The organism is Pontibacter kalidii (assembly GCF_026278245.1).
Classification (GTDB): domain Bacteria; phylum Bacteroidota; class Bacteroidia; order Cytophagales; family Hymenobacteraceae; genus Pontibacter; species Pontibacter kalidii.
Map to the genome: position 1 here is coordinate 1,411,013 of NZ_CP111079.1, position 11,758 is coordinate 1,422,770.

12 protein-coding genes are annotated in these 11,758 nt (G+C 54.5%); 9 read left to right on the forward strand and 3 right to left on the reverse strand.

Going from position 1 to position 11,758, the window contains the following annotated elements; genetic code table 11:
- The first annotated feature begins 59 nt into the window (after positions 1-59).
- From OH144_RS06000 to OH144_RS06040, 9 genes are all read left to right on the forward strand, one after another.
- Positions 60-755 (forward strand): hypothetical protein, encoded by a 696-nt coding sequence (locus OH144_RS06000; protein WP_266205394.1) that lies wholly within the window; start codon positions 60-62, stop codon positions 753-755.
- Between the two features lie 92 nt (positions 756-847).
- On the forward strand, positions 848-1,411 hold the full coding sequence (locus tag OH144_RS06005) for a hypothetical protein (RefSeq protein WP_266205395.1): 564 nt from the start codon (positions 848-850) through the stop codon (positions 1,409-1,411).
- A gap of 240 nt (positions 1,412-1,651) precedes the next feature.
- Positions 1,652-2,029 (forward strand): ArsR/SmtB family transcription factor, encoded by a 378-nt coding sequence (locus OH144_RS06010; protein WP_266205396.1) that lies wholly within the window; start codon positions 1,652-1,654, stop codon positions 2,027-2,029.
- A 33-nt stretch (positions 2,030-2,062) separates the two neighbouring features.
- A complete protein-coding gene (locus tag OH144_RS06015) occupies positions 2,063-2,596 on the forward strand; it encodes an ArsI/CadI family heavy metal resistance metalloenzyme (protein ID WP_266205397.1) in 534 nt (177 codons plus the stop codon).
- 263 nt (positions 2,597-2,859) lie between these two features.
- The gene (locus tag OH144_RS06020) at positions 2,860-3,624 is read left to right on the forward strand and encodes a metallophosphoesterase family protein (RefSeq protein WP_266205398.1); all 765 of its coding nucleotides are present in this window, start codon (positions 2,860-2,862) and stop codon (positions 3,622-3,624) included.
- A gap of 54 nt (positions 3,625-3,678) precedes the next feature.
- Positions 3,679-4,764: an ACR3 family arsenite efflux transporter gene (gene arsB / locus OH144_RS06025; RefSeq protein ID WP_266205399.1), complete on the forward strand. Its 1,086-nt coding sequence runs from the start codon at positions 3,679-3,681 to the stop codon at positions 4,762-4,764.
- 121 nt (positions 4,765-4,885) lie between these two features.
- The gene (locus OH144_RS06030) at positions 4,886-5,563 is read left to right on the forward strand and encodes a response regulator transcription factor (protein ID WP_266205400.1); all 678 of its coding nucleotides are present in this window, start codon (positions 4,886-4,888) and stop codon (positions 5,561-5,563) included.
- Entirely contained in the window at positions 5,560-6,825 is a 1,266-nt protein-coding gene (locus OH144_RS06035) for a sensor histidine kinase (RefSeq protein WP_266205401.1), read from the forward strand. Before OH144_RS06030 ends, OH144_RS06035 begins: the two co-directional genes overlap by 4 nt.
- Before the next feature lie 83 nt (positions 6,826-6,908).
- A complete protein-coding gene (locus tag OH144_RS06040) occupies positions 6,909-8,204 on the forward strand; it encodes a PepSY-like domain-containing protein (protein WP_266205402.1) in 1,296 nt (431 codons plus the stop codon).
- A gap of 73 nt (positions 8,205-8,277) precedes the next feature.
- On the opposite strand, the gene OH144_RS06045 is transcribed toward OH144_RS06040, so the two are convergent.
- The 3 genes from OH144_RS06045 to OH144_RS06055 form a co-directional block, all read right to left on the reverse strand.
- The gene (locus OH144_RS06045; protein WP_266205403.1) at positions 8,278-10,128 is read right to left on the reverse strand and encodes a glycoside hydrolase family 13 protein; all 1,851 of its coding nucleotides are present in this window, start codon (positions 10,126-10,128) and stop codon (positions 8,278-8,280) included.
- A 179-nt stretch (positions 10,129-10,307) separates the two neighbouring features.
- Positions 10,308-10,802, reverse strand: coding sequence for a DUF4920 domain-containing protein (locus tag OH144_RS06050; RefSeq protein WP_266205404.1), 495 nt, complete (start codon positions 10,800-10,802; stop codon positions 10,308-10,310).
- 180 nt (positions 10,803-10,982) lie between these two features.
- Positions 10,983-11,564, reverse strand: coding sequence for a hypothetical protein (locus OH144_RS06055; protein ID WP_266205405.1), 582 nt, complete (start codon positions 11,562-11,564; stop codon positions 10,983-10,985).
- Positions 11,565-11,758: the final 194 nt, after the last annotated feature.

The following is an 11,758-nucleotide window of genomic DNA, read 5'->3' on the forward strand; positions in this document are numbered from 1 at the left end:
GCGGTGCTGTACCGTAGAACGGGTAGAGTAGAACATTCACATAACAAAACTTACAAGCTATGAGAGACGAGAGAAATGGCAACTACAGAAGACAGGAAAACTACCAGGAAGACAGGGACGCACGCTGGCTGCATGACCACCATCAGGGCCAGAACTCTGACAGGGGCAACTATACGGTGGACACGCAGTTTAACCGTGGCTACGGCACCAACAGGGCCAGCCAGTATGGTGATACCCGCAGCTTTAACAGCAATGCAGACCAGTGGCAGATGTACCCCGAAGGGCGTTTCCAGGCAGGAGGCGCACACTACAGCGGGCAGGACTATGCTCGCGGCAGCAGCGGCAGCGATAACCCTTATGGCATGACCTACGTGCCGGATGACGACCACAACTCCGGCCGACATTACGATCCGCAGGCCGATTACTCCGACAGGGATTATGAAGACCTGCGCCGCCAGGGCCAGTCGGATTACCGCTATGGCATGGCCGATGAGCGTTTCGGCCACGACGTGCGCCGGGGCGACAACAGCGGCAGTTGGGCACGCGGGCAGCGCGGCGACTACGAGTCCTTCCGCCGCTACGAGCAGGGCAACCGCAACTACGACAACGACTATAGCGGAGGCTTCAGTGGACGCAACTATGCCCGTGGCGAGCAGCACTACGGCGAAGGCCAGCGTTACAGCGACATGGAAAACCGGCAGGGACAGCGTGAGGCAGACCGCGAGGGCTACCTGCGCGACCGCGACCGTCGCTAACCCTCAGCACCAAGTATAAATAAACTTCAAGTATAACTATGTATAACCGAAGCGGCGCAGGGTAAAACTTGTGTTGCTCATACTTTAAGATAATGAGAGACGAACGAGATATGCATTATGGCGACTTTAGCCGATCTTACCGGCGGGAGGGGCACGATAACGACCGCCACTGGCGCTTTCATGGCCAGGAGCGGGCCCACCTGGGTGATACACGCCACGAACCGGGACAACACTACCGCCTCCAGCACAGCCAGGAATATGGCCGCAGGGGAGGAGACGCCGGAAGTCGTGAGGATTATTATAATGAGATGTACGACATCTCCAACTATACCGACCAGCCCAGGTCGCATGACTACGGTTTGCCGCGCAGCGCCGAGAATGACCTGGATACCGTGGAGCGCTTCCCGTACGCTGAAGGACCATACAGCCGGCAGCCCCGGCATTACAGCTACAACACCAACTATAACCCAAACTATGACAATCCGGAGGAGGGGGACCGTTACCGTAACTTCGACAGCCGGGGCAACCACGGCTACCGACACGATGCTTCCTACGGCAACGAAGACGAGTTCAGGGACTTTGGGAATGACCATTATGGCCGCCACGACCGCACCAACAGCGGCTATTACGGCTATTTTGGAGGCTACAATAGATAAGGTATACTTTCATGTAACCTTTCCGTATAAGGAGCTGTACATTGTATTAAATTTCCATCTGAGAAAAGGCCGCGGCAGGAGCTGCGGCTTTTTTTTGCCTCATCCCTTCGCTTTCTGGCGCATCTGCATTCGCCACATACCTGCTTTATTGCACTGTTTCAGCGGCCATACTTCCAGTAGTGCTATCTGACGGGTCTTTTTGAACAAATTTTTTACGCGATGGTTGACATCCTGTAATCTATGTCGTATGTTTACGTCATACTTCACAAGGAAAGCATGACCTACACCAAAGCCACGCAGTTCAGCCAGGAGCAGCAGGAGGTAGCACGTATCGCCAAAGTGCTCTCGCATCCGGCGCGCATTGCCATCCTGCAGCATTTAGCCGAAACCAAGACCTGCATCTCCGGCGATATTTCCAGTGCTCTGCCGCTTAGCCGCACCACCGTGTCGCAGCACCTCACGGAACTGAAGAACGCCGGCCTGATTAAAGGAGAGATAGACGGCCTTACGGTGTGCTACTGCATCGACCAGGAGCAGTACGACCGGGCCAGGTACTTACTCGAAACCATGCTCGCGGCTATCAAGAGCACGTGCTGCGACAACAGCTGTAATTGTTAAACATAAAAAGTCAACTCAGTAAAGTATAAACTTATGAACGCAACCATATTCCCGCGCATGCACGTGAGCCTTTACGTGGCGGATATCCGCAAGACCACCGATTTTTATACTTCCTTCTTTGGCCAGGAGCCGGCTAAGGTAAAACCGCACTATGCCAAGTATGTGCTGGATAAACCCTCCCTCATCATCTCTTTTGTAGAGAACCCGGAGCGGGTGCAGCAGCACTTCGGCCATCTGGGCTTCCAGGTGGAGACGCAGCAGGAACTGGAGCAGCGCCTGGAGGTGGCCAAAAGCCAGGGCCTTGCCTCGAAGGAGGAGATCGGCACCGCCTGCTGCTATGCCGTGCAGGACAAGTTCTGGGTGGAGGATCCGGATGGGGTGCAGTGGGAGGTATACTACTTCCACGAAGACGCTGAGTTCAACGACCCGCACTACGAGATGGCCGATGCTAGCGCCTGCTGTATGCCGCCGGCTGGGGAGCAAAAGCCAAAGGTGCAGCTTACCGACATTAGCTTTATATCTGATGTTGAAGGCGAGTCCTGCACACCCGGCAGTGGCTGCTGCTAAGTATAAAACCCAAGTCGCGATTTACTCATGATGTGCAGGTGTAAATCCACCCCTAACCCCTCCGAGGAGGGGAATCACCTACTCTTTTGCGAAATTCCCCTCCTCTGGACTAGCCACAACGCGAGTTTTGAGTTAGCGAGCGCAGCTCTTAGGGGTGGGTTAATCGCAACTTGAGTTATAAAGTATAAATGATACTGCGCTAGCAAGTATAAAGTTCATGCTTGATGGTACTTGTATATTGCTAGTTAAACCAACATTAAAAGATGAAAATTGCCTTTTTCAGCGACATTCACGCGAACCTTCCTGCCTTGGAGGCTGTGCTGCAGGACCTAGAGGAGAAACAACCGGACATGGTCTATTGCCTTGGCGACCTGGTAGGGTATAACATATGGGCCAACGAAGTGGTGGAACTTATCCGCCGGCACCGCATTCCCACCATCGCCGGCAACTACGACGAGGGCGTGGGCCTGCACAGCGACGACTGCGGCTGCGCCTACAAAACTGAGGACGATAAAGCCCGCGGCAACCAGTCCATCGATTATACGAACCAGATCATCAGCAGCGGGAACAGGAAGTACCTGCGCGAGCTGCCGCGCCACCTCCGGCTGGAGTTTCAGCCGAGGGAGGGAGAGAAGCTACAAATCCTGATGGTGCACGGCAGCCCGCGCAAAATAAACGAGTACCTGTTTGAGGACCGTCCGGAAAGCAGCCTGGTGCGGCTGCTGGAAGAGGCCGGGGCTGACGTGATGCTGTTTGGCCACACGCATAAGCCGTATCACCGACAGTTGGAGTCGGACGGAAAATATAAACATGCCATTAACCTGGGCTCGGTGGGCAAGCCGAAAGACGGCGACCCGCGCGCCTGCTATGTGCTGCTGGAGCTAGATGAGCATAGCACTGCCGCCGTGGTTAAAAGTATAAAAGTGGAATTCGTGCGCGTGCCATACGATGTGGAGCAGGCCGCCCGCGCCGTGGAGGAAAGCCCGCTGCCAAACGAGTTTGCCGATATGCTTCGCAAGGCTTATTAAAGTATAAAATATAGCTAATTATACTTCCTAACTTAAAGTATACCTATAAATTAAATGGCAACCTGCAATCCAACATATAAACGCCAGCGCCTATCCTTCCTCGACCGCTACCTCACCCTCTGGATCTTCCTGGCGATGGGGCTGGGCGTGGGCTTAGGATACCTGGTGCCGGGCATGGAAGGTTTTATCAACTCCTTCCAGCGTGGCACTACCAATGTGCCCATTGCCTTGGGCCTGATCCTGATGATGTACCCACCGCTGGCCAAGGTGCGCTACGAGCAGCTGGGCAAGGTATTCCGTAACGTCAGAGTGCTGTCGGTGTCACTGGTGCTGAACTGGCTGGTGGGGCCGGTGCTCATGTTCCTGCTGGCCATCCTTTTCCTGCGCGACTACCCCGAGTACATGGTCGGCCTGATCATGATCGGCCTGGCCCGCTGCATCGCCATGGTGATCGTTTGGAACGAGCTGGCCGAGGGAGATAGGGAGTATGCTGCCGGACTGGTGGCCCTTAACAGCATTTTTCAGGTGCTGCTCTACAGCGTCTTCGCCTACCTGTTCATCACGGTGCTGCCGCCATACTTTGGCATCAAGGGCGAGGTGGTCAGCATAAGCATGGGCGAGGTGGCCGAGAGTGTGGCCGTTTACCTGGGTGTCCCGTTTGCCGCCGCCCTGCTCTCCAGGCTGGTGCTGACACGGGTGAAGGGCGAGGCGTGGTTCGAGCAGAAGTTCATCCCGGCCATCAGCCCTATCACCCTTATTGCCCTGCTTTTTACTATCGTGGTGATGTTCAGCCTGAAAGGGAACACTATCGTAAGCATTCCTTTCGACGTACTGCTGCTTGCCGTTCCGTTGATGATCTACTTTGCCGTGATGTTCCTGGTGAGCTTCTTTGCCGGTAAGCTGATGGGCGCAGATTACTCTCAGAATGCGGCTATCTCGTTTACGGCAGCCGGAAACAATTTTGAGCTGGCTATTGCTGTGGCTATCGGGGTGTTTGGCATCAACTCGGGCCAGGCTTTTGTGGGGGTGGTGGGGCCGCTGGTGGAGGTGCCGGCGCTTATACTGCTGGTTAACGTGGCGCAGTGGCTGCGGAAGCGGTTTTATACTTCTAAAGAAGTCCGGGAGAGGGTTATTCGTTAAGCAGCTCCTCCACAAAACAACAGATATCAAGGCCTGCCATATCTTGTGGCGGGCTTTTTTTATACTTCTAGCTCAGATTTCCTTCAGACTTCTTGTTTAATTTACCGTTTCTGAAGAACCTATGAAGATACTTGTAATAGAAGACGAGGCAGCCCTGAAGGACTCCATTGTGGCGTACCTGAAGCAGGAGGGGTATATGTGCGATGAGGCCACCGATTACCGCAGTGCGCTCCTTAAAACTGCCTCCCATACCTATGCCTGCGTGGTGGTAGACCTGACGCTTCCGGGCGGCAGCGGGCTTAACATCGTGCGCTCGCTCAAGGAGAACCACACGGATACGGGCATCATCATCATCTCCGCTAAAAATGCCCTGGATGATAAGATCACGGGGCTGGAGGTGGGGGCCGATGATTACCTGACCAAGCCTTTTCACCTGTCGGAGCTGAATGCGCGGCTGAAGTCGGTGCTGCGGCGGCGTAATTTCAACGGGCAGAAGGTGCTGCGCGTAGGCGAGGTGGAGGTGCAGCCGGAGGCGGCCGAGGCCTCGGTGGCAGGCAAGCCCCTTACCCTCACCCGCAAGGAGTATGAACTGCTCCTGTACTTTGTCTCCAACCGCAACCGCGTGCTCACCAAAGAGTCTATTGCTGAGTACCTGTGGGGCGATCATATCGAGATGCTGGACTCGCTTGACTTTGTGTACACGCACATCAAGAACCTGCGCCGCAAGATCATAGAAGCCGGTGGCCAGGATTACATTCAGACGGTGTACGGGCTGGGCTATAAGTTCATGAGCCCATGAGAGTTCTCACCAAAACCAGTTTATACTATCTGCTGGTGTCGCTGGTGGTGTTTGCGGTGGGCGGCACGGTGTTTTACCTCACCCTGCGCGAGGAGATCTACGATGAGGTGGATGACCAGCTGTTTACCGACAAGGAGAACATCATCGCCTATATCCGCCAGTACGACCGCCTGCCCAACGTTACCTCCGGCATCTCGGAGGCCATCCATGTGAAGCAGGCCGATCCGGCAAATCTGGTGATGGAGCAGTTAAAGGATACCCTCATCTTCAGTTCCTACGACGAGGAGTTTATCCCGTTCCGGCAGCTCACCTTCACGGCCTACCGCCAGGGGCAGCCCTACGAGTACACTATCTACAAGTCTATCATGGATTTCGAGGACCTGACGGAAAGCACGGTGCTGGCCATGGTCTGGATCTTCCTGCTGTTGCTGGTGGGTCTGGTGTTCGTGAACTACTACACCAACAAGTATACCTGGCGCCATTTCTACGATACCTTGGCCAAGATCAAGGGCTATACCCTGAGCCAGCACCAGCCGCTGGCCTTACGGAAGAGCAATACCCGCGAGTTTGAGGAGTTGAACCAGGTACTCCAAAGTATGACCGGCAAGATCCACAGCGATTTCCTGAACCTGAAAGAGTTTACCGAGAACGTGTCGCACGAGATACAGACACCGCTGGCCATCGTGAGCAGTAAGCTGGAGCTGTTCATGCAGTCTGAGAACATCACGGAGGAGCAGGCGCTGCTGCTCTCGGATATGTATGGTGCCCTCAACCGTCTGGCCCGCCTCAACAAGTCCCTGATCCTGCTCACCCGCATCGAAAACCGCGAGTTCAGCGTGGAGGAGCAGGTGCCGCTGCACAGGCTGCTGCAGGAGCAGTTGGCGCATCTGCAGGAGATTATCGCCATGCGCGGGCTGGAGCTGCAGCAGGAGGAACTGGAGGAGGTATACCTGCACATGAGCAGCGGCCTGGCCGACGTACTGCTGCAGAACCTGCTCAACAATGCCATCAAGCACAACAAGCCAGGCGGAAGTATAAAAGTGCTGCTCAACAGCCAGAAGCTCTGCATCCGGAACACAGGAGATGCGCCGCAGGACCAGCCGGAGAAACTCTTCGGCCGCTTCCAGACCGGCCATGATGCCGTGGGGTCGCTGGGGATAGGACTGGCGCTGGTGAAAAAGATATGCGACCTCTACGGCCATATACCCAAGTATAATTATACTAATGGCGAGCATAGCCTCTGTATTTATTTTACAAAATAGCAGCCCGGCTGCCTGTTTCTTCAAATTGTCTTCAAAATCAGCTAGTATACTTGTGTATAGGAAACGATTTAAGGAATAAGCATATGAATATGAGGTTTTTAACCAACTCCTTTCTGGGGTTGGGGATCATGTGGGGGGCTGCCTCGTGCGGCGAACTATGGAATAAGGTAGAGGTGCCGGAGGCTGTGAAAACACAATTTACTGCCCTGTACCCAAGCGTATCCAATGCGGATTGGGAGGAGGAGCCGGAAGGCTTTGAGGCCGAGTTTGAGCTGGGCGGAAGGGAGCGAAACGTGCTGTTCAGCCCAGGGGGGCAGCTGCTGCAGGTAGAGGAGGAGATTGCAGCCAACAGCCTGCCTCCGCAGGTGCTGGCGTACGTGCAGCAGCATTTCGATAAGTATACCCTTGACGAGACGAGCCTGCTGAAGGTAGGCGAGAAGATCAGCTACGAAGTGGATCTGGAACACCGCAATGAGGAGGTGGAGCTCACCTTTGACCAAAGCGGGCAACTGCTGGAGCAGACAGGGGGTGGAACAGGTATAACCGCACCGCAACTGCAGGAGGCGTCGCTGGCGGGTGCGCTGGGTTTGGCGGCCTCCCCTGTAAACGCATTCACCAAGCCGGCAGCCTCCTGGGAGCTGCCTTCTGAGTTGCGCGAGGTATCTGGCATCGCCCTGCTGCCCGACGGGCGCATGGCCTGCATCCAGGATGAGAAAGGGACTATCTTCATTTACAACCTGGCATCTAAGACCCTGGAAGAGGAGTATCCCTTTGGCGAGTCTGGTGACTACGAGGCCATTGCCGTGGACGGTAAGACTGCTTATATCCTGCGAAGCGACGGAACGGTCTTCGAGGTAAATAATTTCATGAGCGCCAAACCAAGTGTGAAGCAGCATAAGTCCGTGCTGGCGGGCAGCCAGAACACCGAGGGCCTGGCGCTGGATAAAGTCAATAACCGCCTGCTGATTGCCTGCAAGGGGCATGACAGGAAGCTGGGCAATAACAAGGGCATCTATGAGCTGGACCTGCGTACCGGGAAAATGAATCCCGAGCCTGTGATCTCGATTCCGTTGGCGCAGGAGCCGCTGCAGGCACCGGCCGGGGATAAGAAAAAGGCAAAGGATGGATACGATGTGCTGCAGCCCTCTTCGCTGGAGATACACCCTCAGACCGGCGCATATTACATGCTGGACGCCGTCAACCAGCGCATCATGGTGCTGGAAAAGGATGGGAAGATCAGCAAAATGGCCCCATTGGACAAGAACCTGATGCGACAGCCGGAAGGATTGGCCTTCGGACCGAAAGGAGAAGTATACATCGCCACCGAGGGCAGCAAAAAAGGAAATGGCGCCATCCTGAAGTATGACGCAGCCTTATAGGCATACATAGTTCCCAAAAGCAGAAAGGGGCAGCGATGTTTTCATCGCTGCCCCTTTCTTATTTCAAATGCCCTTATCTCAGCTCCAGTATCAACGGTGCCTTACTAGGGAGGCTAATTTTAGGCTGGCCCAAGTTGTAGGTTTTGCCGGTGACCACATCAGTGCTTTGCTTTATACTTTGTAATTGAGGTGCGAATTTCTGCAGCTCCAACGCATATGGCTGTTCATTTTTGTTCAGGATGACCATGAGCTTTTTATCCTCCAGCTCGCGGAAGTAAACATATACGCCTTCGTAAGGGGCATAATGTGTCAGCTTACCCTTATGTACCACTTCAGCGTTTTTGCGCCAGTTCAGCAGCTTTTTCGTAAACTGCTGCATCTGCAGCTGTTCTTCTGAAAGGCCCTTGCCGGTAAAAGCGTTTGTTTTATCGCTAGCCCATCCACCTGGGAAATCGGTGCGGATAATGCCGTGGTCGCCTTTTTCCTCGTTGTGCATGAGGATCTCGGTGCCATAGTATACTTGCGGAATGCCGCGCGTTGTCAGGATATAAGCCAGCGCCAGTTTCGTCAGGTCGGCATCCTTGTTCAATTGGGTGTAGATGCGGTCCATGTCGTGGTTGTCTGGAAATACCACCAGGTTCTGCGGGTTGGCATAGAGGAAATCTGTGGCCAGTACATTGTAGAGGTGCAGCCAGCCTGTGTCCCAGCCGCTCTCATCATCCCGCAGAGCCTTGGTCAGGGCATCCTGTATCGGGAAGTCCATCAGGCTGGGCAGGTAAGACGTATAGCCGTTCGGGTTCTGCTTGCCGCGCTGCCAGTAGGCGATGATGGCCGGGTTCAATGACCATTCTTCGCCCACCACGTTAAAGTTCGGATATTCCTCCATCACGCGGCGCGTCCACTCGCTCATAAATGCCGGGTCAGGGTAAGAATAGGTGTCCATTCGAATGCCCCCCAAATCGGCATACTCTATCCACCAGAGCGTGTTCTGGATCAGGTAAGTGGCCAGTAGCTTGTTCCGTTGGTTCAGGTCCGGCATCGACTCCACAAACCAGCCGTCGGTGTGCAGCTTGCGGTCGTAGGCCGAGGCGTAGGGGTCCTGTAGGGCTTCGCGGCGGTGGTTGGTGGTTTTAAAGTCGCCCTGGAAGTTGAGCCAGTCCTCGGTCGGTAAATCATTCATCCACCAGTGCTCCGAGCCGATGTGGTTCAGGATCATATCCATCACCAGTTTGATGCCGCGCTCCTTCGCCTGCTGCGACAGCGCTACATACTCCTTGTTAGAGCCGAAGCGCGGGTCCACCTTGTAGTAATCGGTGGTGGAGTAGCCGTGGTAGGAGGTTCTATTTTGATTATTTTCCAGCACCGGGTTCACCCACAGGGCGGTAAAGCCCATGTCCCTGATGTAGTCCAGGTTTTGGATGATGCCGGTGATATCCCCGCCGTGCCGGCCGCTTTTGTCGGGTCGGTTCAGTTGCTCGGTCATCCCTTTCACGTTGTCATTTTTAAGGTTGCCGTTGGCGAAGCGGTCCGGGGTGATGAGGTAGATGACGTCGGCGGGGGTAAAGCCCTGGCGGCTGGCGGAGTTGGCCGCGCGCTGCCGCAGTTCATAGGTATAGCGGTGCACGGTTTTGTTGCCTTGCTTCAGTTGCAGGGTAAACTTGCCAGGCTTTGCGTGTTGCAGGTCCAGGTTGAGGAAGAGGTAATTAGGGTTTTTTACTTTGATCACGTCTTTAAGCTCCACGCCCGCCTGGTTTAGTTCAGGAGTCAGGTTGCTGATGTTGTCGCCGTGCAGCAGCAGTTGCAGGCTGGTGTCTTTCATGCCGGCCCACCAAAAGGCGGGCTCTACCCGCAGTTGCTGGGCAAAGGCTGCCGAGTAAAGCAGGGTGAGCAGGAGCGAAAGCAGGAGTAGTTTTTTCCGTTGCATGGGCTTTATGCGGTTATAAGTATAGCGGGAGCGATTCCCTGTATATACTTACATAGTTCTTAAAGTATGATTTTATCCCTTCCGGGCCGGTATCTTTATACTTGAGGGAGATATGCCGCCAAAAAAAGAAGCAGGCCACCGTTTCCGGCAGCCTGCTTCAAGTATAAAGGATAGGAAGCTTACTTCAGTAGCACGCCATCCGCCACAAAGCGCAGCTCTTCCCTTGGTTGAGTAATGGCGGCTACTTCCGCCTCCGACTTGCCGGCATCCTCGGCAAAGTGGCGCAGGTCCTCCACAGACACAAGCTCCCGTTTGGCCGTGCCGGTAAACACAACCTGCCGCCCTTCCAGGTTTTCGGTCGGTACAAAGAAGCCGTACTCCCGGAAGGTTACTTTCATGTCGCTGTCATCGCTCAGTTTTACATCCATCCAGCAGCCCTTCTTCTGGCAACTTTGCTTTATTTCAGCGGATACGGTAGCCTGTACCGAGTCCTTCCCTGCCACGACGGCCGCTAAGGCAGTGGCTGGTATCACGTTTTCCTCGGTAAACGCAGCGCCAAACGCTGTGCCCGCCTCCGCCGATAGCGATTCCCCTGCGGTTTCAGTTGCAGGTTGGTTTTGGTTACAGCCGTAAGCCATAGCTGCAAGGAACAGCAGGAGTGTAGCTTTTTTCATGTTTGGTGTTTGAGGTGAAAGATCAACAAAAATAGCAAATTACCGCTCCGTTGCAAGACCTGCGCCTCAGTAGAAAGGTATGGCAGGAGCTATCGTACACTGTGTATAAATCAGGCGCTTCCCTTCATTCGTTTCTTTCTGCTAAGGATGTTATGGTGCAAAGCACCAAGTATTTATACTTTATCGGGCGGTCAGGCTTACCCAGCGGGCGCGGTCTATGGTAATGGTGATGCGGCCGGTGAGCAGCGGCAGGTAACTCGTTGGGACCGAAGCCTGAAAGTCGGATAACCTCAGCTCCAGGGAGGTGGAGAAGTATAGCGAAGCGCTCTCAGGTGAAAAACTGATGGGCACAACCATGTCCTGGGTCGTGTTTTGCAGCTGCACGGCGATCTTGCGCCTGATGGTCTCGGGGCTGAGGTTACCAGCGTTGATCTGCTGCTCCGGCGCCGCTATTGTGATGTAAAGCTGCGGGTATCGCGCCCCAAAAAGCACGTCGTAAGCCATGTTCTGCGGGATGGTGTCCTGGAGCGGAACCAGGGTCTCTACGGGGAGGATGCACTCCAGCTGTTGCAGGTCCTTGTTGTAGCGCACCAGCAACTGGTCCGACATGAACTCGTAGGGGCTGGTGTGCCCATCCAAGGTGAGCAGCACCCGGTTGCTGCCTGTGTAGGGCGTGCGGGTTCGCTGGGCTGCGGCATCTGTAGCGGAAAGCAGCAGCGGGAGCAATAACAAGAGGTATAGCAGGTGTAGATTTCTCTTCATAGGTAGCATGGGGGCGGTGAGGTTTGTTTTACTCCTTCTAACGCAAATGGATAGGGGCAGGGCTATACTTTTCCGGCAGAAATCAGTACAACAAAAAGATTCTGCTCAGCTTAATGGGTGAGGGGGTGGCGAATCCTAAATAAAAGAGGCTTTTGCAAAACTATAACAAGGCTGCAAAAGTATAAATTACTACA